Source organism: Parashewanella sp. 2210YD4-3 (assembly GCF_056591735.1).
Window position 1 is genome coordinate 150,341 of sequence record NZ_JBWQOG010000008.1, and the last position, 25,160, is coordinate 175,500.

Below are 25,160 nucleotides of genomic sequence, written 5' to 3' on the forward strand. Positions count from 1 at the left end.
GATGTCATTTGATCCTAAACAAGCCATTGTTATTGAGCCAAAGGAACCTGCTACGGCAACAGTAATTTGGCTGCATGGTCTTGGAGATTCTGGTGCTGGTTTTGCACCTGTAGTTCCTATGCTAGGGCTACCAGAAAATCATTCAATTCGCTTTATCTTTCCACATGCACCAGAGCAAGCCGTCACTATTAATGGTGGTTTCGTTATGCGTTCGTGGTATGACATAAAAAGCATGGATTTATTAGATCGTGCAGACATTGATGGTGTGAAAGAGTCCGAGCAGCGAGTGCATCAATTTATTCAATCTCAATTAAATGAGGGGATTGACTCTAATAAAATTATTCTTGCTGGTTTTAGTCAGGGTGGGGTAATGAGCTTGTTTACTGGATTACGTTACCCTAAGCCTTTGGCAGGAATTATGGCATTATCATGTTATTTACCGAATGGTGATACGTTACCTGAAGGTGTGAATGAAGCGAACAAATCAACGCCTTTTTTACAGCAGCATGGTGATCAAGATCCTGTTGTTCCTGTTAGTGCAGGGGAAATGGCATATAAAGCCTTAACAGAGGCTGGTTATCAATCTAAATGGCAAACATTCACAATGCCTCATAGTGTATTACCTGAGCAGCTTGTGATTATCGGAGATTGGATTAAGCAATGTCTTGATGACTAAGGCTGTTTTTTATTCGTTCTTTTGTTAAGACAGTCATCGTCTCTTGAGTTTTTTTTAAATTATCCAAATAATGAAGCACTTAGGGTGACATGCTACCTTAAGTGCTTTTTATTATTTTCAGCTTGATAATTAAATTGTTATATATTATTTATTTTGTGAAAAAATGGTGTCAAAAAAACAAATAAAAAATAATGGCTTAGCTCACATATTTGAACTTTTGTTATCACTTAGTTGTTTTCCTGTTTGTTAATATCCCGTCCTAACGAATTACGTTAATTAAGCGTAAATTCATATAAAAATTTGGCAAAAAGCCAATAAATAAAAATGGGGTTGATAAACATGAAAACTAGATTAATTAAAGGATTGGTTGCTACAGCTGTTCTTGCTGCACTAGCTGGTTGTAATGATTCTGATTCAAAACACGAACCACAAACCTGTGCTGAAGCAGGCGATCAGTGTGTGAAGCTAACCGTTTTACATACAAACGATAATCACGGTAGATTTTGGAGAAATAAACACAATGAACTAGGAATGGCAGCACGTGCCACTGTTGTTGACGAAATCCGTAACGAAGTAGAAAGAAGTGGCGGCCAGATTTTGATGTTGTCCGGTGGTGATATTAACACTGGTGTGCCAGAGTCCGACTTGCAAAAAGCGGTGCCTGACTTCGTCGGTATGAACCTACTACAGTATGACGCAATGGCAGTTGGTAATCATGAATTTGACAACCCTCGTGATGTTTTGGAGATGCAGCGTGAGTTAGCTAACTTTCCTATGCTAGCTGCAAACATTTATCAAAGTAAAAAACAAAAAGATGGAACTACTAAGCTTTCTCGATATTTTAAACCATATAAAATATTCAATGTTGGTAGTTTAAAAGTTGCGGTCATCGGTTTTACGACTACAGATACTTCTCATCTTGGTAACCCTAAGTATTTAAAAGATCTAGTTTTTACTGACCCAGCAGTTGAAGCAAAAAAAGTTATCAAAGAAATTAAAGATGGCAACAAAGCTGATGTAATTATGGCTGTAACACACATGGGACATTTTGCTGATGGAAAATCAGGAAGTAATGCACCAGGTGATGTAACGCTAGCACGATCATTAGATGAAGGTGAGCTGAATGCAATTATAGGTGGTCACTCTCAAAATCCAGTTTGTATGGAAAAAGGTACTAATAAGTATTCTGATTTCAAACCAGGCGAGGCCTGTGAACCAGATATGCAAAATGGCACCTACATTATGCAAGCCCAAGAGTGGGGTAAGTATGTAGGGCGTGCAGATTTTGAGTATTTTAATGGTAAGTTAAGTTTAGCTAGTTATAAATTAATTCCAATCAATTTAGTTGAGAAGGACAAGTATGGTAATCCGATTCTAAAAGACGGCAAGCCGACTTATTTTACTAAAAAAATTGAACCTAACTTAACAGTTCAAGGAATTTTGAGTACCTATCAAGCAAAAGGTCAGGCTGAAACCAGTGAAACAATTGCGACCACTGATGGTAAACTTGAAGGTGAAAGAACAGTTGTTAGGGCTCAACAAACTAATTTAGGTCACCTAATTGCTCAGGCACAAAGGCAAGCTCCTATTCAAGATGCTGACTTTGCGATTATGAATTCTGGTGGAATCCGAGCATCTATTTCTGCAGGTGATGTTACTTATAGGGATGTTCTAACTGTTCAACCTTTTGGAAACGAAGTTTATCAAGTTACCATGAAAGGTTCTGATGTTGAGAAATACTTAGGTAGTGTCGCAACCAAGCAAGTTAATTCTGGTGCTTATGCACAGTTAGTTGGCCTTGAAATGACTGTTGATTGTGGTGAAAGCACTGTTGACATTAGTAATATCAATGAAAAAAAATTCGCTAAGGATGATTTATACAAATTTACCGTCTTAAGCTTTGCTGCTAATGGTGGTGATGGTTACCCTAAACTAGTTGGTGATGATAACGCATTCCCAGAAGCGAAAGTTGTAACTACAGCTGGACTGGTTGATGAAAAAGTTCTTTATAGCTTTTTTAAGGATAAAAAATCAGTGAACGTTGCAGAGTTTGCACCTGTCATTGGTAAGGTTCAATACACCAATCCAATTTCTGAGCATGGCTGCCCAGCTATAAAGAAACCAAAGTAACAATTTTAAGTAAGTAGTGAAAAAGCAGCCTTCGGGCTGCTTTTTGGTTAGAAAATTTATTCGGCTAAGCTTTTTATTCTACAATCTCTAAAATTCTTCCATCAGGGCGATAATTAAAACCCAAATTGGGATTATCTTTTAAGCGAAACCAACAAGTCCATTCGTTACTTCCATCTCCAAAAGCAGTATATTTTTCCATTGGCTCTGACATTATTGCTCCCCAGAGTTGTTCGCATTCGGAACCTCCAATTCTGCCATCGTTATTAGTATTGCAATAGCCACCGAGAACACACTCAGGCAACCTATTAAAGAAAACAATTGATTGCCCATTAATTGTCAGAGCTCCTTTCTTGCCTAAGCCTGCAATTGTGGCTTTAGACTCATAAAGCTTTACCGCACCAGAAAAAGCAGTAAAAAATCCTTTGTTTTTGGCTTTATAAGCATCATCACTAAAGTTAATAAATTTAGGGGCGGCGGTAACGGCTAGAACACCTAGAATGACAATGACTGTGACTAATTCAATAAGGGTAAAACCTGCATTTCGCTTATGCATATAACAACCTTTAAAACCTATTCCATGAAGTCGGGCATATACTGAGCAGATATTCTATCGTGAAAATAACAGAGATTACAGAGGCTAATTAGTCATTGTTAGAGGATAAAAAAACGGCCTCAAATATGAGACCGATCAATTTAAAGCTAACTATTAAAGCTTGTAGCTAACCGTTAACTTAACGTTGCGTTCTTCGCCCGGTAAACCACCTTGGAATAAGGCTTTTTTGTAATAGTATTTATTGAACAAGTTGTTTAAGTTCAACTTAAAGGTCCAATTTTGTACTTGGTAGCTCGCTGCTGTGTCAACCACTGTATATGCAGGGATATAACCATTAGGTACACCGAACCATACGGAACCAGTAGTACGCTTATCCATATACTTTACACCAGCACTTAATGATAATGGCTCAGGTAAACCAAGTAGGGTGTTGGTATAAGTCACCCAAGTAGAAGCCGTTACACGAGGTACGCCTTTCTTCCTACCTGCCTCTTTGCCTTTTACTGCAGCTTCATAGGCATCTTGATATAGTGCATTCACATTGAATTTCCATTGATCATTCAATAATGCATTTACATCTAGCTCAACACCTTTGGTTTTTTCTTCTTTGTCGTAGAAGAACTGAGGTACATCAGGAGTTGTGTTTTCATCTTCATAGTCTTTGTTGCCGTACTGAATGTTGGTACGGGCAGTTTTAAAGAATACTAAAGATGCTAAAAGCTGATCATCAAAACCTTTGAAGCGGAAACCTAAGTCGTTACTGATTGACTCTGAGTCTTCACGTTTTTGATCGTCAGCATTAATGCCACCTAGAATGCTGTATGCTGTTCTACCTTTCGCATGGTTAGCAAAAATAGACATGTTTTCAAACGGCATATAAGTGATACCTAAATTATAGGTAACGCCATTATCTTTATTATCCGCCTCCGGTTTAGGGGCAGCACTTCTCATTCTTGCATCAACACCGCGATGTTTATAAGTTTGCTCAATTTCATTAAAAGCAACTCCAACACGAGTGGTAATTTGATCAGTCCAATATCCTACATGTTGAACACCTACTCCCCATGCGTTTACAGACTTTAAGTAGTTTGCTGTAAGTAATGGATCGTAATCGTTGAACGACTTTGTTGGCCAGTTAGGATTACGAATATCTAAGATGTAAGGAAGCTTCCCTGTGTAATCTTTATTTTTGTAATCTTGATCCCAGATAGAGTGGCGAGTTAGGTCAACCTTTCTATCTTCGTAGTTAGCATTAACTAAGATTTCGTTATTCATTTCACCAATTTCGAAATCATAGCGAAGGTCTGCAAAGTACTGCCAAGACTTCTCATCAGCGTTTACGCGACGGTATTCTTGACGACGTGCAGCAAATGGATGAAGTTTTCCATCAATGACTAATGGTGCACGCTCACTTTCATGAATGATTCCTTTACGTTTCATATAAACGTAGTTATATGCACCAGTTTGGCGGGTAAAACCAGTTTTGTAATCACGGTACTGTAATTGCTGATTCAAAAATAGATTATCAGTGAAGTGATAGTTATGTGTCAGCTTAAAACGAAGCTCTTCACCTTTGTTAGCTTTTGATAGCGGTGAAATTAAGCCTGTACCACCAAGTCTAAATGGCGTTTCACCATCATTTGGGCGAAGTGATGCAGCCAGTTGTTTGCGCTGCTCTTCTGTTAGCTGTGTTCCTTTTCCGCTTGGGTCATTAACAAGATCTTCCCAAGTCACTTCACTGGCTTTTTTTCCGTTAAGATCATTTGAGTTGAAGCTACGAATTGGATCACCAATTGAGTCTACCGCAAGTGCATCATTAATGTATGCTGCAGAAAGCATGATATCTTGAGTTGGGCTTGGAACAAATTTTACAGAACCATAAACTTCATCACGGTCATTTTGTAGACCTCTGAAGCCATCACTACGAGCCGTTTTACCGACGAAACGGTATGCAACTGTATCAGTGATGCCGCCAGTGCTGTCTAAATAAAGACTTTTGGTATTCCATTGACCGATCTCTAGCTTCATTTCTTTGTGATCAACAAATTGAGGCTTTTTCTCAATAAGGTTGATCACACCACCGGCGCTGCCTATACCGTATAGACCGGTTGCAGGGCCCTTTAACACTTCAATAGCATCAACATTAGTTAGTGAGCGAGTAGGGTTAAAGCTGTTACCTAAGCCTGCACCGCCATACATGCCGTCATAAGTGTAATTTGCACCTAAACCGCGAACCACAATATTGTCACCGATACCATAGTTGTTACCTGATTGGATAACACCACTAATGTTGCGCAATGCACCTTGAAGATCATCTAAGCCCTGAGAATCAAGAAGCTGTTTATCAACGACGACAACAGCCGCAGGTGTTTCCATCAAAGACATATTTGATTTAGTCGCTAGACCAGAGTCCATTACAACTTTGTTCTGGCGACCATAAACGGTAACACGCTCAATATCGTTATCAGCTTTTTCTGAATCGTTTGTCTCAGCTTGAACAGTTGGGAAGAATAAAGTGCTACTACATGCAACAGCTAGAAGTGATAGGCGAAACGGCAACATCTATACAATACCTTAACGTTAAAAATTGGTGAAAATGATATTGATTTGCATTTATATTGCAAGAAGAAAGTTCAGCTTTTGAATAAAAAAATACAAAAATATGATCTTGCACATCTATAGATGAATAATTGCTCTGATTCAGGAGTTACCAGTATCAACTGAGATAATGAGCTGCGAATAAATTTTGATTAATGTAGTAAGTGCTTTAATCAAAACAAGCTATAACTTGATTAGGCCATGTTGAGCCTTCAGGTTTAAATTTTGTGCTATTTGAGCACTCTTCTCTTCAAGGCGTGAGCAGTGAAGCTTAGTCATCTAAGTAAACTGGTCACAACACGGAACAGAAAGTGCTCAAAAGCATCGAAGACAACGCAAATTGGTCACTTCTGCTGCGTTATCGTTTGCTTATGTAGAGTAACTACACCTCACAAACTCCGCCTTGCATAAGATAACCAATTTGTCGCTGCAAAAATAAACCCGAAAGTTCAACATGCCCTATAGTAGTCGTCATTTTAGGAGTCAGTTTTGAAACGAGTCTTAGAGTTACCATCATTAGTGCTTTTTGGGTTAGCGTTTATGTCTCCGTTAGCTGTATTTGTAACTTACGGAGCAGTGCAGCAGGTGACTCATACTCACATCTCTTCTGCCTATATCATCACTTTAATCGCTATAATTTTTACCGCTATCAGTTATGGCAGGATGTCACGGGTTGCACCTAATTCAGGTTCAGCGTATGCCTATGCGACAAAATCGTTTGGAACGAAGCTTGGTTTTTTGGTGGGATGGGCATTGTTGTTAGATTATTTACTTGCTCCCATGCTTTGTTATTTAGTTTTAAGTATTTATATGCATGATTATTTCCCTGAAATAGCAAAGAATTATTGGGTAATCGCAGCTGCAGTTGTCGTGTTTGTGTTAAATGTATTAGGTATAAAACTAGTCAGTAAAATAAATTTGGCATTAGTGGCATGTCAGTTGCTGTTTGTTGCAGCCTTTTTAGCGTTAAGCATTATAGTGTTGATGCATACCAAGACCGAAATTGATTTTTTACAACCTTTTTATGACCCTAAAGTTAAGCTTTCTATGCTTATCAGTGGTTCAGCTATTTTATGTTTGTCATTCCTTGGTTTTGAATCCATATCGACATTATCCGAAGAGGCGGAAAAGCCTGAGTCAACGATCCCTAAAGCAATAATTTTATGCGTGTTATTAAGCGGAACATTATATTCTTTGACGGCGTATATAGGGCAGTTAGTGGTGCCACATTGGCCTCAAAATACCAATCCAGATACCATGGGACTTAAGTTGATCAGCTTTGTTGGGGGAGAGAGCTTTAAAGCCAGTTTTGTAGGCATGAGTTTGATTGGATGCCTAGCGACAGCAATGGCGGCCATTGCGAGTGTGAGCCGTGTTCTTTACTCAATGGGTGGAAATGGAGCTATTCCAACTGTATTTAGCCGTTTACATAAAAAATTTGAAACCCCCGTTGTTGCAATAGCTGTAGTGTCGATTATCTCACTTTTATCAATGTTTATGAGTTTAACTTTGGCATCTAATATGATTAGCTTTGGTGCCCTCGTTGCCTTTACTTTTGTGAATTTAGCTGTATTTAAGTATTTTTTCATTGATCAAATGAGTCGTAATCTGGTTAGTAATTTGCTGCTGCCGCTCATTGGCTTTGGACTTACTATCTGGTTATGGACATCCTTATCTTCTACGGCAATTATTGTCGGGGTATCTTGGCTAGCAGTAGGTTTGGTTTATTTGATGCTAAAACCACAACAGCTAAAGATGGAAATTTAATACTTCATCAAACACAGAGATTTATAATTGCAAAGAGAAGGTAACTGTTTTGCTCAAATGTCGCTGATTTTGTTGTGTACGTGCAAATAAAGGTGGTGGTGATTCAATTCATAATGTGATCTAAACGGCATTTTTCTAGGGTTATGTTGCCTCTAAAGACTATTCGGTCTAAAACTAATCATCCATTCACACTGTTCAATTTTACCTTCCTATGATCTAGTTTCCGGATGGGGTTGGATCCTAAATTAAAAATCACTGTCAGGGCTGACTTTCAAATAACATTTTTAGCAATTTGCTATGAGTTATGAGGTAGTTCCTATGAAAAATTATTTATTAAAGGGGGCGGCAGTCGTTTTAGCATGCGCTGCATTATTTGGTTGTGGTGGTCATAATCATAAGCCTGGTTCAAAATCTTGTAGAGATGCTGGTGATCAATGTGTGCGGTTTACAGTTCTCCATACCAACGATAATCATGGGCGTTTCTGGGTTGATGAAGATGGGCAAGGAGGAATGGCCGCAAGAAAAACAGTTGTCGATAGGGTCAAGAAAGAAGTCACCGGTGAGGGTGGTTCTGTATTGGTATTGTCTGGTGGTGACATAAATACAGGAGTTCCTGAATCAGACTTGCAAAATGCAATTCCTGATTTTGTGGGCATGAATTTGGTTGGTTATGATGCAATGGCATTGGGGAATCATGAGTTTGATAATCCTAGGTCGGTGCTTGATGAACAAGCTCGCACTGCTAACTTCCCATTTTTATCGGCTAATATTTATCGACAAGATCCAGATGATAATACAAAGTTAGAACGCGTATTTACACCTTATAAAATTTTCACTTTTGGTAGTCTTAAAGTTGCAGTTATAGGGTTAACAACTACCGATACTAAGACAATAGGCAATCCTCAATTTGTTAGTGATTATACTTTTAAAGATCCTGTCGGTGAAACCAAAAAGGTAATTGACGAAATTGGTGATAAAGCAGATGTGTTCATGGCCGTCACACACATGGGATACTATAAAGATGCTGCACATGGTAGCAATGCCGCAGGTGATGTTAGTTTAGCTAGAGGGTTAACTGATAAATATGCCAATAAACTTGCAGCAATTATTGGTGGGCATTCACAAAACTTAACTTGTACTAACGATTATACTCCAGGTGGAGCTTGCACCCCGGATAGACAAAATAATACATATATTTTCCAAGCAGGTGACTGGGGTAGATATGTTGGGCGCGCAGATTTTGAATACTACAACAATGCTTTGCATATGGTGAGTTATAAGCTTATACCTGTTAACCTTAAAGTTGATGATAAAGTTGTTGGCGAGCAAATTCCAGTAGATGTTTCTACACAAGACATCCTCAAGCCTTATCAAGAAAGAGGTGAAGGAGAACTTAATCAGCCTATTGCAAAAACAACTGAGAAATTAGTTGGTAAGGTTGGTGAGGAAAATGTCGTTAGAACCAAGCAAACCAATCTGGGTAAATTCATTGCCGCAGCTCAAGTTGAGACACAAAATAATAAAGCCAACTTCGGGATAATGAATTCTGGTGGCGTGAGAGATTCAATTGCTGCTGGAGATGTAACGACAAGAGATGTTCGAACTGTACAGCCGTTTGAAAATCAAATATATAAAGTTACGATGACAGGCGCTGACATAAAAAAATACTTAGGTACAGTTGCAACTATTCAAATTGGTTCGGGTGGTTATCCCCAGTTTTATGGGATCAAAATGACCATTAATTGCACAGGTAAAAGTGTAGATAATGTACAGATTAAAGATGCTGCTGATGATGATTATACCAATATTGCAGATACAACTAAATATATCTTTACCATTCCCAGTTTTAGTGCATCAGGTGGTGATAAATATCCTAAGCTAACAGGAGCTGATTCAGCTTACCCCAAAGCTGTGGTTGATGTTTCACAAGGTATTATAGATTGGGTGGCATTGTCAGATTTCTTCAAATCTGAAGCTGCAAAAAATAATGGTACGGTTAATCTAGAGCCTTACGCACCTGTCGCTAGTGATTTAGTGTATGAAGGTTCAGAGTCAGATCTTGGCTGTAAGCTTGCAACTCCGCCTACCAACTAAGTGAATTACAAAATTGAAAGACCAAAAGACCTTCCTAAACAAGAAGGTCTTTTTTCTTTGTTTCTTGCCTTGCCCTAAATTGCAAAATATAAATCAAAATAACAGTAGTCAGCACTAACAAAGCAAACGGCATAGCGGTTCCTGTATAAAAGAAAGCTAATATCGGGCCAGCAAGTGCGCCAAATGCAAAACGGAGTGTGCCGACAACTGCAGAAGCACTACCTGTTTCTTTGTGGAATTTCATTAGAACTAGCGCATCACAACTGACGGAAATGATCCCTAAACTTGCTAAAAAAGGCATAATAAAAGCCATCATTCCGATATAATTTGTGCCTATTAAATTAACGACTAGCATACCAAAACCCGAAGCAATACCTAAAAGCGCGGCGGCATTAAGCATTCTTTTTGGGCCAAATCGAGACGATATTCTTGAGTTCAAAATATTAGCTGCCATTAACGAGCCAACATTTAAGCTAAAGAGCAAGGCAAACATTTCTGGTGTAACACCATAAACTTCTATCAAAATGAATGCTGATGCGGTTAGGTAGCTAAAAAAAGCCAAAGAGCTTAAAACGCTGCATGCAATGTAAGGTAGCGCTTCTTTATGCCTTAAAACAGTGGAGTATGCGCCAAATAAGGTTTTATCTGTCCGAACAGACTTATCACTATCGCTAGGCAATTTTAACTTCCAAAAAACAATAACAAACATCAAAGCACTGTATATGGCTAATATGATAAAGATCATGTGCCAGTGATAGCTCTTTAAAATAAAAGTTCCTATAGCGGGAGCAACAAGCGGAGCTCCCATCATGATTAACCTGACATAAGATAAGCCTTTGGCAGTATCATCACCATAAAGCTCTTTAATGTAACCCGGGATCACTACTGTTGCCGCTGAACCAGCAAAAGCTTGTAAAAACCGCAGTAAGAAAAACATATCATGCTCGGTAGTTTTGCTAAGCCAAAAACTGATTATTGAAAAAAAGGCTAAACCAAATATTACTAAGGGTCGCCTCCCCAGCCTATCAGCCAAATAACCAAAACATAATAAGCCGACGGCATAACCCGCCAAATAGGTGCTTAGAGATTGCTGCATTTCACTTGTGTCAGTATTTAATGATATTGCAATCGCTTTAAGCGCAGGCAAATACATATCAATAGCCAGAGGAGTGATGGCAGTAACTGCAGCCAATAACGGGATCAAAAACGCTTTTGATATGGGAAATGAATTATTCATAGTGTGCTCAAAGAAACAAAAGAAGCGATGAAGAAAGCGCTTACAAAAGTATCACAATTTGGTTTATTTCTGCTCTGATTCAACAATCAGCTCATAAGGAATTGTGACTCTGTAAGCATAATAGCCCAATGGTCCAAAGGTGAGGCTGATTAATGACCAAAGAATTTTGTATAGCGTAGTTAATCGAACGCTGGACACCGCTGCACCAATGGCAAAAGCGGCATGAGTAAAAAGAATACCGAGCATCAATAGCGTATATAAAGAATATGTTGTCACCAATGTTTCCTTACTGAATCAATAGGTATTCTTGTTCTTGCTCTAACCATGGTTGATACTTTGCCATGATTTTTTCAAACCAAGGATGTTGCAGCCAAATTGTTAACCATTGCTGTAATTTGGGGTAGGGCAAGCAATCAAAATGTGCTTTATCCACAAAGGCAAATTGCCTAATAAATGGAAAGATGGCTAGATCAGCTAAACTTGGCTGCGAACTCAAAAGATATTCTTGCTGCTTAAGCATTTTTTCTAAATCACTTAAAAAGCCACAAGCTTGATTAAAATAGTAATCTTGCGAATGTTCAGGGTAGCGGTCTGCATATTTGTATCTATCTAGCCAATATTTAAATTCTTGGTCATTGCGCTCAATTAACTCCAATGCTGTTTGATTCTGTTTTTCATCTTTTGCAAGGACGCTGTTAGGGTCTTGTTTAGATAACGCCCATAACATGATATCCAAACTTTCATCAATCACTCGCTGGCTTTGTACCTCAGTAACGATAAGAACAGGTACAGTGCCTTTGGGTGATGCTTCCAGCATAGGGGTAGGCTTGCTTTTGAGCTCAATCTCTCTGATTATTACCTGAGTTTTTGATGCGAGAATACCTAAGCGAGCGCGCATGGCATATGGGCAACGTCGAAAAGAATACAGCAATGGAGTTGTCATAGTACGACTTTATTCACTTTTTAACGTAATTCTAACTCAATTCCTAATAAGGCCAAACGCTTTTGTTCTCGACGAAGATCTTTGATAAAAAGCTGGTTTTGCTTAGTTGCATGTGGCAACGAAATAGTGAGAGTGTTTTCGCTAGCATGAGCCTTGTTAAAATCAAATTTACACCCAATTCTTCCCAAGTTAGAAAGTACTGCAATACGTAAAATGCAGGTAAGGTAGATCAGATTTTGTTTATGCTGAGGGGCGAGTGTTTGAAAGTGGGTAATCGATGGCGTTTTACGGTGATTAGCGATAAGTGTGGCTAAGTCGCTTTGCAATTGCTCACTAAAACCAGGCAAGTCACTGTTACTAATAATGTAACTGCCATGCTTTTGATGTTGACGAGAATTAATGTGAATGCCAATTTCGTGAAGACTAGCAGCAAAGCCAAGCAGCCTAGCTTGATCTCGAATTCCCCATTCGTCAGCGACATGCTCAAATAAATCCATGGCCATATTGTTGACCTTATGAGCATGGTTAAAATCAACATGGTAAAGTTTTGCAATACTTTGAACGGTTCTTAGTTGCACATCTTGGTATTGACCGATTTTAGCTAATTCGTATAACACGCCTTCCCGTAAAGCACTGGATGCAAAGCTAAGACTATTGATTGAAAGTCTTTTAAAACAACTGATTAAAATAGCGAGGGCTGCGGGGATTAAAACTGTTCTACGATCTTCTACATTTTCGAAGAAAACCTGTTCAATGTTTTTACATTCAATTAAGTGCTGCTTTAACGCTTTTAGATTTTTTAAGGTAAGTTCTGTTTCACCAACAACTTCTTTCACCGCTTCGACAATAGCTTTCACTGAGCCTGAACTGCCTAATACTGTCGTCCATTCAGTATTAAAATAGGTTTTTGATAACGTTGCTAATTGTTTATCTGCGGCAGTCATGGCGGCTTTAAAGTGTTCCTTTGTTAGTTCACCATGATGGAAAAAGCGTTCATGGAAGCTAACGCACCCACAGCGTAAACTCGATAAGTGGGTAGGCTTGGTTTTCTTTCCTATCACCACTTCTGTGGAGCCGCCACCAATATCTATTACTAAGTTTCGCTGAGTCAGCACTTGGTTTTGCGCTATTCCACTGTATATGAGTCGTGCTTCCTCATGTCCTGAAATAATTTCAATAGGATAAGGAAGTACTTTTCTGGCTGCTTGCAGAAATTCATTAACATTGGCTGCGACTCTAAGTGTATGCGTGGCTACGGGTCTAACTTGGGTTTGCTCGAGTTCAGAAAAGCGTTGAGCGAAGTCTTTTAGGCAATTTACGCCTCGCTCAATGGCTTCTTGTGACAGTTGATTTTTATGGTTCAGCCCTTGGGCGAGTTTTACTTGTTGCTTCTCTTTATGAAGTATTTGCAAGCTGCCATCTTGTTCTCTAGCGATGACTAAATGGAAACTGTTGGAACCCATATCAATTGCAACGAAATGCTTTTGTAAAACTCGATTCATATTATTCATCAACCTTGTTTAGCCACTGTGCATTATTGGCTTCATAATCTTGGAGGTATTCATAAATGGCTTGTTGAGAGCGAACTTTTTTCTTGTTTCCACGTCTTTGATATGGATTCGACTGCTCTGCATTTAATATTCTTGCTTTAGTATTATCGCTAAAATGAATATTTAAAATATCTGATAGCATTTTTTTGAGCTTCGGCTCGTATATTGGTGTGCTTACCTCAATACGATTATCGATATTTCTGGTCATCCAGTCAGCTGATGACAGAAACATTTTTTGCTCACCTTCAGCATGAAATACCATGATACGTGAGTGTTCCAAAAAGCGATCAACAATACTGACAACCTCAATATTTTTGCTTTGTTCTGGTACTTTAGCAATAAGGGAACACATGCCTCGTACCAGTAATTTTATTTTAACACCTGCATTAGAAGCGCTATACAGTTTGTTGATCAGTTGTTTGTCTACTAGGTTGTTGACTTTCAAAATGATGCTGGCTTTTTTGTTACTTTTTGCAGCTGTAATTTCGTCTTCGATTAATCGATAAATGCTTCTTCGAGAATTGTAAGGTGAAACAATTAAGTGGTTAAATTTATCTTGGCGATAAGGGTGTTGTATCAAATGAAATACTTGCTGCACTTCTTCAGCGATTTCTTGGTTGGCAGTGAATAATGAAAAGTCGGTATATACTTTTGCGGTTTTTTCGTTGAAGTTACCAGAGCCAATATGACTATAGAGGCGAGTTTGGTTGGCTTCATTACGGCCAATGACACAAATTTTAGAGTGTACTTTTAAGCTAGGTATCCCATGGTGAACCTGAACACCAGCTTCAACGAGTTTTCGCGTCCATTCGATATTCGCTTGTTCATCAAACCTTGCTCTCAGTTCCAAAATAACCATGACTTTTTTACCGTTACTTACCGCATCAATTAATGACTGGATAATGCGTGAGTTTTTGGCAACACGATACAAGGAGATATTGATGAATTTAACTGCAGGATCATAAGCAGCCTGACGAATAAATTCAGTAACGTAGGAGTATTTATGGTAAGGATAATTCAATAAAATATCATTTTGGGCAATGGCTTGAAATACATTGTGATAATGGTCAAACAAGCTACTGGGAATAGCCGTTATTTTTTCGTATTCCAGTGACTTACGGCTAGGGTTTGGAAATGCCATAAAATCTTTAAAGTTATGATAACGACCGCCCGCCACTAAAAACTCAGTAGAGCTGATTTGTAATCGTGTTTTGAGCATTTGCAGCATGTGTTCTGGCATTTCACGGTCATATACTAATCTTACAGGCTCTGCTGTTAAGCGCTTTTTTAAGCCTTTAGACATTCGCTCAAGCTGGGTATTATCCAATTCATCAGTGATATCAAATTCGGCATCTCTTGTGAGCTTCATGGCATACACATCGATATCATCGTATTCAAAAAATGGTCTAAACAACTCATCGGCACAAAAGCGGATAATATTATCTAGCAAAATTAAGTGCTTTTTCGATTTGGTGCTTTCTACAGGTAGCTTTACAAACCTAGGGACACTTTTTGTCGGTACTTCAATCAGACTATATTGACGGCGTTTATCCGTATATAAACAAATACAAAGATAGGTAACGCCATCAGATATTTGTTGGGTTAGATCTCGGTTTTTACTGACAATAATAGGAGAAATATGTCGTTTTAAATGATCTTTAAAATAAGTCTTCAACCACGATTGATGAAAACCAGACAGCTGAAACTCATTAATGAGAAAAATGTTTTTTCTTGCCAGCTCTAGCATCAGCTCATTGTAATTTTTGTCAAATTGCTCTTGTAGCTCAAGCACTTTATCCTGAATAAGGTTCATTAGGGTTTGGTTATGCTGCATTTTATCTTGATTGAAATTATCAATTAGAATGGCACGCCTGATTTCTGCAACACGAACCCTGAAAAACTCATCAAGATTACTAGAAAAAATACCTAAAAATCTTACACGCTCAACAAGAGGGACATTTTCATCACATGCTTCTTGTAATACACGCTCATTGAACGAAAGCCACGACAATTCTTTAGACATAGTAGGTTTGATCATTTTCGACACGAATGTAATTCCTTTAACAACGTGGGCTACTGAGTTCTTTGTTCGAGATCCCTAAATGGAAAAATTGGAGACTCTAAGAAAAACTTGGAGTAACAGTAATTTACCATGTAACTAGTATGAACATTATTTCAGTTTTGTGACAGTCTGTTTTTGGAACTTGATGCTACATGTACCAAAAGTAAAAACTACTGAGGTCTATGCACAATCTATGTCTTAGGTTTATTTTTTAGAGAAAAGTACCACATCACAGCGGGTTTAATGAGAAACAAAAATAAGAAAAATAAAAGGCCAATGAGCATTCCTATCCAAGGGTTCTCTTTTGTAGCCCAAAGTATAAATTCCATCTTAAAACTCCTTCTAATTTTTAAAATATTAATATATTAGAAAAACCTAATTTTACCTGTGAGTTAGATCAATTTTTATTGAACATTGCTTGTTGTTTTTGTTTAAATCTAAAGTAAATATAAGGTTAAATTAGGTTTACAAACATTGCTCTGGGCGTTGCTCACGACCATAATATATATCTGTTTTTAGTGGTTTTTATAGCCATTGATATTTTGGTGTATGTACTTTTACATCCTCCCTTATTATTAGGAGTTTTTATGACTCTTGTTGTTCCTCAAAGTTATTCTAAGCTTCATGACTTTGCCCATTTCAACTGGGATCAACCCAGTGCTGAATGTTTTACTGAAAGTGGTAAAAAATATCAAATTCGCCATTACGCTCGAAGCGACGAACTCTATGTGGAAAGACTTAGTCCCTACAGTAGCGGTTTGAAAGGACTTTTTGAGTGCTTTTGCAGCTTTTTTCTAGCCAAATTCAATAGGCGTAATCGAGATTACTTAGGAGACACTCTCAAAGGTGAAGGGATAAGAGCAGCTGGTACGCCATCAAGGAGTATTTTTGGACGGTTTCAAGTGAGTACTAAATACCGTACAAACTTGCATCAATTCTCAATGGAAAACCCGAAGGTATTCAAGCAGGCAAAACAGCAAGTGGATATGTTAAGTCAAGTTCCAAAGGCTGAATCAAGATTGGATATCAATAGCTCAGATAGCCCGATCCAACATCGCTGTCCAATATCAGGCTATATACTGGATCATAGAAATGCGGTTGTACTTGAACTTAATGGTAAATCGCTTGTGGTTTCTCGACAAGGTATTCGCTACCAATTGCTGAATGATGATCCAAAATTCAGTAAAATCACTCGTCAAATGATACTTGATTCTCAAATCAAAGCATTGACTTCCGAAAATTACAACCTGTTAAGTTTTGGAGAGTGGTTGGTTGATTCTTTCTCTTCTTGTGCTCCATTGGATGTGTGCAAAGGAAAGTTAGCTGATATTGTCGTTGTTTGATTTTTAGAGCAACTTTTTGCCTGAACGCTGCCGTGATGAAAGCGAGATATCATTGCTGAAATATAAAGCCCCAAGCCTAAATGGGGCTTTTGTTTATTCTCGTGTTCCCTAATTGATACCATTGAATTAAAAATCTCACTTTCCATTCCCTCTGGTAGCATTGGTCCTGTATTGGTTATTGATAATTCAGCTTGTTTGTTTTCCTTGATAAGTTGAATGATGATTGGATCACAGGATTGCGAAAACTCCACTGCATTGGCAATCACTTTATCAAACAATTGAGCTAAGTAGTCTTCTACACCTAAGATACGAATATTAGCTTGAATTTCAGCTTGGAATTGATGCTCAGGGTAAATTTGCTGATAGATATCAACGCAGTTACTTACAAGTTGTGACAAGTCCACAGGACTTCGCGGTTCAGAATCTATAGTTTGCTCTAATCTAGTGGCCTCAGACATGCTATTTAAAATACCATTAAGCCTTTGCAATCCTTCTTGAGCTCTAAGCAAGTACTTGTTGTCATTGCTTTTACCTTGTTGAAGTTCTAGGTGATCTAATGATGATCGTACAATGGTAATTGGTGTTCTAAGCTCGTGAGATAAACGAGAACTCATGTTTTCGAGATAATGGTTGTAGTGCTCAACTCGTGTCAGCATACTTGAAAAACTTCGGGTTAAGTCGCCAATTTCATCAGCATTCTGGCTATCAATATCAACCGCTTGAATTTTTCCATCTGAATCGATAACTGATTCGGCCTGATCTCGTAATTGCGTTATTCTACGTGAAATGGAAGTGGCAAAAATTAGCATGCTAACACTGGCTAAAAAGGTCACAATCAAGGCGGTATTGAGTAATGACGTCATGGCATGGCTGCGTAATTCTTGAATGCCTTGGGTGGTTTGTTGAGTTAATACAGCACCTACAACCACTCCTTGATGCCAAATAGGTATGATGCTGGACAACAGTTCCGTGTCTGAGTCAGCGAGTGCTGTTTCTGATTGCCCTTTAAAACCATTCAACGCTTTGTGAGTCATAGGATCATCAAATTGGATTTGTTGTTTGTTCGGGTCAACAAAATTTAGATTTTCTGTTCCAATAAACCAATGGTAGATAGGCTTTAAAATATCAGGGACTGAAGAAGTGGTGCTGATACCTGAACTCCAACTTTGACCACTAGCATGAATATCGCCTCCTTGTGCCAGCACTTGACCTGCATGGTTCAGTACCCAAATTCGAGAATCAGAGTTATCTAATGAATCAATTATTTGCTCAATATCGCTACTAGGTTCAATTAAACGCCCTAATGTGAGTGGTGAATTAACTGGACTTGAAGTAATGCTTGTTGTGCCATGAATGGTATGAAAAAAACTTTCAAACGCCATGGCTTTTCCTAACAAATTTTTAGGTAATGTGAGTTGAAGCAGAATACCGTCATTAGTGAGTGTCCACATTCCCTCAATGTCTGATTCTGGAGTGAGGGGGGTCATCATGGCGGGGTCGTCAGGTAACGAAAAGCCTTTTAGTTGCCCATTAGCTGAAACTGTCAGTAAAAAGCGATTAAAGCGGTGACCTTTTACCGTTGAAATTTGTAAGTATTGGCTAGCATATGGGGAATGTGAGCCGTGGTTTAAATCAAGATTAGGTACTGTGATATGAAAACTCATGAAGACTTGGTTTTCGTATTGCCCAACATGAACAATAGCTTGGTTGCTTGAGTTGTGAGAGGTGAAAATCTGGGCTGGACTTTGTTTTAATGACCAATCTTTTGTGCTGCCCGTGAAATACACTGGATTACTTAACTGATATAAATAAAAGTCTTTGGGCTGAATTTTATCGCGAGAAAAATTTAATCGTTCAAAAAGCTTGGGACGTTGCTGTAATGCTGTTGCGACGGCTTGTGAGGTATTAGACAAGTTATTCAGTTGAGTTTGCTTTAAGTAAACGTCAAGTTCATTAAAGTAGCGGTATCCAAACCAAGGCAAAGCTGACAAGAAAAGCACAATAACCAAAAATTTGGTTCTAAGGCTAAACTTTGGGAGCTTAAAAGAGGGTAATCGCCGCATTATTGATTCCAGCGATAGCCCATGCCATAGACGGTACTGATATGATCAAAATCAGAGTCAACCGCCATAAACTTTTTTCGGATCCGTTTTATATGAGAAGTGATGGTGCTGTCATCAACATAGATTTTTGCATCTGACATTAGATCTTGTCTGGATCGAACATGACCAGGTCGCTTAACCAATGCATGTAGCATCCAGAACTCGGTCACGGTCATTTCCAATGTTTTCCCTTGCCATTGTACAGTCATTTTATCTAAGTCCAGTTGTAGCTGGTTAACCTCGATGATTTCATGTTTCGTCTGTGTGGCTAAATCACTTCGACGAAACAGTGCGGCGATTCGTGCCATAAGGTGCGGAAAGCTAGTGTTTTTAGTAAGGTAATCATCTGCGCCAAGTCGTAAACCGCTTACTACATCAAAATCGCTATCTCTCGCCGTGAGAAAGATAATGGGTAAAGTAGGGGACATGGCTCTAAGAGACTGACAAAGCATAAATCCACCGTCAGGCTCATCTTCCAATCCAATATCAATAATCGCTAGGTCGGGTAAACGAACCTCAAACGCTTGCATAGCCGTTGAGCGATTAGCGTAGCCTTGAACTTGATAACCATGGTTTTCCAAAAGTTCTTTATAGTTTTCACGGATGATGGTTTCGTCTTCTACTATGGCTATGCGTTTCATCTTTACTTGGTTTTAAGTGCTTTACAGCAATATACCGAAAAAATAATAAGAAATCAGCGAACAAGAGGAATTGCCATATTTTTGCCACATTTGATCCCCAATACATCATTTTAGCTCCCCAATATTGCCAAGTTGATTTGTTTTAATAATCCCCATCGAAACACATTCGTTATCAATTTAAAAACATGGAGCAAACTATGAAAAAGGCAATCATCTCAACATTAATCATTGGTTCAATTGTTACAAGTAATATGGCGATGGCTAACACTGAAGAGCAACATGGGCAACAGGAGCAGTTAGTTGGATTTGGTTCAGGTTTATTATTAGGTGCGGCTGTTGGTGGCCCTGTAGGTGCAGTAATTGGTGCCATTACAGGTGGGGTTATCGGTAAAAGTGTGGCCGATGACGAAAAGCTTACAGCTCAAGATACTAAATTGCAGCAACAGCAAGTGAAGTTAGCCAAATTGAACGAGCAGCAACAAGATTATCAACATCTGTCACATCAATATCGTTTAGCACAAAATAAGCTACAACAGTTAGGTGAAATGAAAACCTTAAAACAATTAGATTTGGGGTTGAATGTGCAATTTAGAACGGGCTCAGCTCAAATCGAGCCTTTGTATCAGAAACAACTTGAAGAGGTAGCAAAGCTGATGAATGCTCAGCCTGAACTCAAGTTAGACTTAAGCGGTTTTGCTGATAGGCAAGGCCAAACTGATTTAAATCAGAAACTGTCTGAAAAGCGTATTTCTTCGGTTAAATCATTATTGACCGGTCTTGGAGTGGATGAAACGAGGCTGACAGCTAAAGCTTATGGCGATACAGCTCCAGTACATCAAGAGCAAAATTTAGAAAATAATGTATTTGACCGCAGGGTGACGTTGCAGCTTAGTCCTGAAATGGAGTCGAGTTTAACGGCTAAGCAGTAGACGCTGTAGCCTCCGAACCTTTCCCTTTGATCTTCCATAGTTTTTAGTTAGTGGTCTATGGAAGATCCCTTTATTGAATCCCAATCAATTTACAGTTAAGGTTTTGCAAAAGAAAAACTTATTACGATTATGAAAATTAAGTCAATTTTATTTGTATGTATGGGCAACATTTGCCGCTCACCTACCGCAGAAGCCGTATTTAGGCAGAAATTTCACCAAGCTGGCATTGAGGTTAAACTAGATAGTGCTGGAACCATTGGTTTTCATCAAGGAAAGTTGCCAGATCCTCGCTCTCGTTTTGCGGGTGAGCAACGAGGCTATGACTTTTCTGGTATAACCTCTAGGCAAGTAACGACACAAGATTTTGCAAACTTTGACCTTATTCTGGCTGCAGATAGTGCCAATTTAAAAGACTTACAAGTGATTTGCCCTATAAAGTATCGGCATAAGTTGAGATTATTACTGTCATTTACTGAGAGTGATTATCTAGAAGTTCCTGATCCATATTATGGTGTTGAAGATGGTTTTGAATTGGTTCTAGATTTAATTGAAGCCAGTGCAGATGAGTTAATAGAAAAGTACTATTGTCCTTGAACTAAGATATGAGTCATCTGAGCAGGCGTTAAATGACTTCCAAAGTAAACGGTAGCTTCTAGAACTGTTATTTTTTCGCCGACAAATTGGAGTGTCAGCTTGGTGTGTATTGATTTTCTTTGACGTATGTCTTCAGGCAAATCTAAAATATCTTTTCTTTTGTGGTGTTCCACAAAGCAGAAGTCTTTATAAGCTTCAACATTAACAACAAGCGCTGTCGTAGCGTTATCGATTTTTGAACGTGAGTACTCATAAGTTAAATGACAGCCTGCGGAACATGAGAATAAAGAGTCAGGGCATCCTTGATTTACTTTTAAATTGGTATAAACCGTACCGAGCAAGTTCAGGTTGAGTATAGCTTCAACGGCCTCACGCTCTTGAGCTAAATAAAGCTGAACTTCATCAATACTCTTGGAAACCGTATTATCTAATATATGTTTGGTATAGAAGTCACGTCTCATATCCGAATAAAATGGAGATGGCCTTTTATGCTGAGAGGAAGCGTTTCGTTGCTTTGCTGCGGTGATATCGTTTTGTAAGGTCGTTCCAAGTAAAGTAGTGTCAACTGAAACTTTGAGTAATGAGAATTGTAATAAGCCAATTCTATAGGTGGTACTTTCACCTAAGTGTTCTCTATTAACCTTCTCTTTAAATTCCTTTCGGTGAACTTGGGAGGCGAGAGCCTTTAGTTCATTAAAAATAAAAGGCTTGTTACGATCTTCGGTATCAATAGATGCTAACTGACCAAAAAGCTCCAGAGCATAATCTACATTAGTAGAGTCAAAAAAAGATTCGATTTTATGCCAAGAATCTAGCAATCCAGAGGTTAATGGGGTAGATGTTTGTCTTGGCATATTTGTGTGATCAAGCGCTAGAAATACGTAATCGTCGTCAATAGTGTTATCCGATGTTGTCGAGTTCACATGCTCAGACCTACTGGTATAACCAGCACTCGCCTCAGGGGATGTACAGTACATATTCAACATAAAGGATATCTAACAGATGATTCTTACAAGTAAAAAATAGCCTATTTTTAGGCGATTATCCGTTAAATTAAGTTAATTAAAAGAACATCATAAGCATTAAAAAAAGAGGCCAAAGCCTCTTATTTTAATGATGCGAGATTTAACCCTGAAAGCTCAGCAGCCTTCATGCCTAGTCTGGTGCGTATCCTTGAGTACCAAGCAATTCACCATCTAGGTAGCACTGACCGCTTTCCATAACTAAACGGCCTTGGCAGAACCATTTCACAACCATTGGGTAAATGGCGTGTTCTTGCTGGTGGACACGCTGTGCAAGGTCTTCAGCTGTATCGTCTTGATATACTGGAACTTTAGCTTGAAGTGCAATCGGGCCTGCATCGAGTTCTGGAATAACAAAATGTACGCTTGCGCCATGCTCACTATCACCAGCATTGATTGCACGCTGGTGGGTATCTAACCCCTGATATTTAGGTAAAAGCGAAGGATGGATATTCACCATTTTTCCTAAGTAAGCATTAACTAACTCAGGAGTTAAAATGCGCATAAAACCAGCCAAAACGATAAGGTCAGGTTGGTAACGATCTATAGCGGTTTTTAAACGAGCATCATAATCACTGCGCTCTTCACCTTTGCGAGCAATTACACAACTGGTATCAATTTCATGATTGTGGGCGCGTATTAAGCCGTAAGCGTCAGGTTTATTACTGATCACTCCCACAACTTCACCACATAGGTGATCATCACAGCCATCAATGATGGCTTGTAAATTACTGCCACTTCCAGAAATGAGTACTAAAATACGACAGTTTTTTTGCTCAGAGTCCATTAACGGATTTCCACTTGTTCTTCATCACCATTACGTGCTGCAATAGTACCAATTAACCAAGCGTTTTCACCCTCTGAATTTAATAAAGTTAGCGCTTCGTCTACTTTTTCCGCAGGTAGCGCAACAATCATACCGACGCCGCAGTTAAAGGTGCGATACATTTCAAATTCACTGATGTTGCCGTTACCTTTTAACCAATCAAACACTATTGGCCATTCCCAAGAATTACCGTCAATGACAGCCTTACAATCAGTTGGGAGCACACGAGGAATGTTTTCCCAAAAGCCACCGCCAGTGATGTGAGACATAGCATGCACTTCAGAAGCGTCAATCAATTTAAGTAATGGTTTGATGTAAATGCGAGTTGGCTCAAGCAGGTGATCAATAAGTGGCTTACCAGCAAGTTCTTGTTTTGGATCTACGCCAGACACTTCCAATACTTTGCGGATAAGAGAGTAGCCATTAGAGTGGGGGCCACTAGAAGCAAGCGCGATTAACGCGTCGCCAGCTTTTACTTGGGTACCGTCAATGACCTCTTCTTTTTCGACTACGCCAACACAGAAACCAGCCAAGTCATAATCTTCACCTTCATACATACCTGGCATTTCAGCTGTTTCACCGCCAATAAGCGCACAACCAGACTGATGACAGCCCTCGGCAATACCATTAACTACAGAAGTTGCAGTGTTTACGTCTAATTTGCCTGTAGCATAATAGTCTAAGAAGAATAAAGGTTCTGCACCTTGAACGATTAAGTCATTCACGCACATAGCGACTAAATCAATACCGACAGAATCATGTTTTTGGTAGTCAATGGCTAAACGTAACTTAGTACCTACACCGTCAGTGCCAGAAACCAAAACAGGTTGCTTATATTTGGTTGGTAGTTCACATAAAGCACCAAATCCACCTAGGTTACCCAAAACCTCAGGGCGATGAGTGCGTTTAACAGCAGATTTAATGTTATCAACCAAAGCATTACCAGCATCAATATCAACACCAGCGTCTTTATAGCTTAGAGAGGTAGGAGCGGTCACAGGAGTTCCTCATTAGGTACGTCGTTGTAGGGTTTACTTGAAGTGTTATGCATAGAACAAGTTTGCAGACGACAACTGAAGCGTACATCCATGTACTGACGACCTATACATCCTGTATAGGACGGTTGTCTTATTGCAAACTTGTTCCTATCACTATTCACAGAAATGTCCATGAAACTTACACTTTGAGTAGAGGTATAATTTTGCGGCGTATTTTATCAGTTTGTTAGCAGGGCGTGAAGCGAGATGCTTGTTCAGAACACACTGTTCTCGATGATTTTTTATACCATTATGCTTTGGCTTGTGGATGTTGATCACATTTTACTGTTTTTAATATGCTTTCTATTCTATTCAGTAATCAAATCCATTAGTATTCAGCCAATTTGCCTTTTGGTAGTCGTTGTGAAGTTGGTCACAGCGGCTTATATGACAAAAATAATCAGGAGTAGGCTATGAAAGTCGTAGAAGTGAAGCATCCGTTAGTACGCCACAAAATCGGATTAATGCGTGAAGGTGATATTAGCACTAAGCGTTTTCGCGAGTTAGCGGCAGAGGTAGGTAGCCTATTAACTTATGAAGCAACAGCTGATCTTGAAACTGAACGCGTTACTATTGACGGTTGGAATGGTCCAGTTGAAGTTGATCAAATTAAAGGTAAAAAGGTAACTGTAGTACCAATCCTTCGTGCTGGATTAGGCATGATGGATGGCGTACTTGAACATATGCCAAGTGCTCGCATCTCGGTCGTAGGTATCTACCGTGATGAAGAAACGCTAGAGCCAGTTCCATACTTTGAAAAATTAGCCAGTGAAATTGATGAGCGTTTAGCTTTAGTTGTAGATCCAATGCTCGCTACTGGTGGCTCGTTAATCGCAACCCTTGATTTGCTCAAAGAACGTGGTTGTAAGCACATTAAAGCCTTAGTATTAGTTGCAGCGCCAGAAGGTATTGAAGCCCTGAAAAAAGCACATCCAGATGTAGAGCTGTATACCGCCTCGATTGATGATTGCCTAAATGAGAAAGGCTATATCTTGCCTGGTTTAGGTGATGCTGGCGATAAGATTTTTGGCACTAAGTAAAAGTAAAATTTTTAGG

20 protein-coding genes are annotated in these 25,160 nt (G+C 39.0%); 8 read left to right on the forward strand and 12 right to left on the reverse strand.

The features are described from left to right. Window position 1: 1 nt before the first annotated feature. On the forward strand, window positions 2-676 hold the full coding sequence (locus tag AC1EU0_RS13385; protein WP_480302965.1) for an alpha/beta hydrolase: 675 nt from the start codon (window positions 2-4) through the stop codon (window positions 674-676). Between the two features lie 339 nt (window positions 677-1,015). Further along, window positions 1,016-2,806 (forward strand): bifunctional UDP-sugar hydrolase/5'-nucleotidase UshA, encoded by a 1,791-nt coding sequence (ushA, locus tag AC1EU0_RS13390; RefSeq protein ID WP_480302966.1) that lies wholly within the window; start codon window positions 1,016-1,018, stop codon window positions 2,804-2,806. A 73-nt stretch (window positions 2,807-2,879) separates the two neighbouring features. Here the strand turns inward: ushA (AC1EU0_RS13390) and AC1EU0_RS13395 are convergent, their stop codons facing one another. Continuing rightward, on the reverse strand, window positions 2,880-3,359 hold the full coding sequence (locus AC1EU0_RS13395; protein WP_480302967.1) for a type II secretion system protein: 480 nt from the start codon (window positions 3,357-3,359) through the stop codon (window positions 2,880-2,882). Between the two features lie 153 nt (window positions 3,360-3,512). Further along, on the reverse strand, window positions 3,513-5,921 hold the full coding sequence (locus tag AC1EU0_RS13400) for a TonB-dependent receptor (RefSeq protein ID WP_480302968.1): 2,409 nt from the start codon (window positions 5,919-5,921) through the stop codon (window positions 3,513-3,515). Window positions 5,922-6,476: 555 nt separating this feature from the next. Between AC1EU0_RS13400 and AC1EU0_RS13405 the strand changes: the two genes are divergently transcribed. Continuing rightward, window positions 6,477-7,724, forward strand: a complete 1,248-nt coding sequence (locus AC1EU0_RS13405) for an APC family permease (protein ID WP_480302969.1) — start codon at window positions 6,477-6,479, stop codon at window positions 7,722-7,724. A gap of 318 nt (window positions 7,725-8,042) precedes the next feature. Beyond that, complete coding sequence (gene ushA, locus AC1EU0_RS13410) at window positions 8,043-9,818, forward strand: bifunctional UDP-sugar hydrolase/5'-nucleotidase UshA (RefSeq protein WP_480302970.1); 1,776 nt, start codon at window positions 8,043-8,045, stop codon at window positions 9,816-9,818. A 34-nt stretch (window positions 9,819-9,852) separates the two neighbouring features. Here ushA (AC1EU0_RS13410) and AC1EU0_RS13415 read toward each other — a convergent pair whose 3' ends face one another. The 5 genes from AC1EU0_RS13415 to ppk1 all read right to left on the reverse strand — a co-directional run bounded on the left by AC1EU0_RS13415 (window position 9,853) and on the right by ppk1 (window position 15,586). Continuing rightward, window positions 9,853-11,055 (reverse strand): multidrug effflux MFS transporter, encoded by a 1,203-nt coding sequence (locus AC1EU0_RS13415; RefSeq protein WP_480302971.1) that lies wholly within the window; start codon window positions 11,053-11,055, stop codon window positions 9,853-9,855. A 63-nt stretch (window positions 11,056-11,118) separates the two neighbouring features. After that, the gene (locus AC1EU0_RS13420) at window positions 11,119-11,331 is read right to left on the reverse strand and encodes a hypothetical protein (RefSeq protein ID WP_480302972.1); all 213 of its coding nucleotides are present in this window, start codon (window positions 11,329-11,331) and stop codon (window positions 11,119-11,121) included. Between the two features lie 10 nt (window positions 11,332-11,341). Further along, a complete protein-coding gene (locus AC1EU0_RS13425) occupies window positions 11,342-11,998 on the reverse strand; it encodes a glutathione S-transferase (RefSeq protein WP_480302973.1) in 657 nt (218 codons plus the stop codon). A gap of 20 nt (window positions 11,999-12,018) precedes the next feature. Continuing rightward, window positions 12,019-13,500, reverse strand: a complete 1,482-nt coding sequence (ppx, locus tag AC1EU0_RS13430; protein WP_480302974.1) for an exopolyphosphatase — start codon at window positions 13,498-13,500, stop codon at window positions 12,019-12,021. 1 nt (window position 13,501) lies between these two features. Continuing rightward, window positions 13,502-15,586 carry a polyphosphate kinase 1 gene (ppk1, locus tag AC1EU0_RS13435; protein WP_480303001.1) on the reverse strand — a complete coding sequence of 695 codons (2,085 nt, stop codon included), beginning with the start codon at window positions 15,584-15,586 and terminating at the stop codon, window positions 13,502-13,504. Between the two features lie 611 nt (window positions 15,587-16,197). Here ppk1 and AC1EU0_RS13440 point away from each other — a divergent pair. After that, window positions 16,198-16,953 (forward strand): hypothetical protein, encoded by a 756-nt coding sequence (locus AC1EU0_RS13440; protein WP_480302975.1) that lies wholly within the window; start codon window positions 16,198-16,200, stop codon window positions 16,951-16,953. Here the strand turns inward: AC1EU0_RS13440 and AC1EU0_RS13445 are convergent. Next, the gene (locus AC1EU0_RS13445) at window positions 16,851-19,016 is read right to left on the reverse strand and encodes an ATP-binding protein (RefSeq protein WP_480302976.1); all 2,166 of its coding nucleotides are present in this window, start codon (window positions 19,014-19,016) and stop codon (window positions 16,851-16,853) included. The two genes, AC1EU0_RS13440 and AC1EU0_RS13445, sit on opposite strands and share 103 nt — an antisense overlap. Further along, the gene (pdsR, locus tag AC1EU0_RS13450; protein WP_480302977.1) at window positions 19,016-19,696 is read right to left on the reverse strand and encodes a proteobacterial dedicated sortase system response regulator; all 681 of its coding nucleotides are present in this window, start codon (window positions 19,694-19,696) and stop codon (window positions 19,016-19,018) included. Before pdsR ends, AC1EU0_RS13445 begins: the two co-directional genes overlap by 1 nt. 197 nt (window positions 19,697-19,893) lie before the next feature. Between pdsR and pdsO the strand changes: the two genes are divergently transcribed. Continuing rightward, on the forward strand, window positions 19,894-20,625 hold the full coding sequence (gene pdsO, locus AC1EU0_RS13455) for a sortase-associated OmpA-like protein PdsO (RefSeq protein WP_480302978.1): 732 nt from the start codon (window positions 19,894-19,896) through the stop codon (window positions 20,623-20,625). A 129-nt stretch (window positions 20,626-20,754) separates the two neighbouring features. Next, window positions 20,755-21,219: a low molecular weight protein-tyrosine-phosphatase gene (locus AC1EU0_RS13460; RefSeq protein ID WP_480302979.1), complete on the forward strand. Its 465-nt coding sequence runs from the start codon at window positions 20,755-20,757 to the stop codon at window positions 21,217-21,219. Here AC1EU0_RS13460 and AC1EU0_RS13465 read toward each other — a convergent pair. The 3 genes from AC1EU0_RS13465 to purM form a co-directional block, all read right to left on the reverse strand. Continuing rightward, window positions 21,207-22,142 carry a hypothetical protein gene (locus tag AC1EU0_RS13465; RefSeq protein ID WP_480302980.1) on the reverse strand — a complete coding sequence of 312 codons (936 nt, stop codon included), beginning with the start codon at window positions 22,140-22,142 and terminating at the stop codon, window positions 21,207-21,209. The genes AC1EU0_RS13460 and AC1EU0_RS13465 overlap by 13 nt on opposite strands. A 232-nt stretch (window positions 22,143-22,374) precedes the next feature. Continuing rightward, window positions 22,375-23,028 carry a phosphoribosylglycinamide formyltransferase gene (purN, locus tag AC1EU0_RS13470; protein WP_480302981.1) on the reverse strand — a complete coding sequence of 218 codons (654 nt, stop codon included), beginning with the start codon at window positions 23,026-23,028 and terminating at the stop codon, window positions 22,375-22,377. Next, window positions 23,028-24,065, reverse strand: a complete 1,038-nt coding sequence (gene purM / locus AC1EU0_RS13475) for a phosphoribosylformylglycinamidine cyclo-ligase (RefSeq protein ID WP_480302982.1) — start codon at window positions 24,063-24,065, stop codon at window positions 23,028-23,030. Before purM ends, purN begins: the two co-directional genes overlap by 1 nt. A 452-nt stretch (window positions 24,066-24,517) precedes the next feature. Here purM and upp point away from each other — a divergent pair, with 452 nt between their 5' ends. Then, window positions 24,518-25,144, forward strand: coding sequence for a uracil phosphoribosyltransferase (upp, locus tag AC1EU0_RS13480; protein WP_480302983.1), 627 nt, complete (start codon window positions 24,518-24,520; stop codon window positions 25,142-25,144). Window positions 25,145-25,160 lie beyond the last annotated feature (16 nt).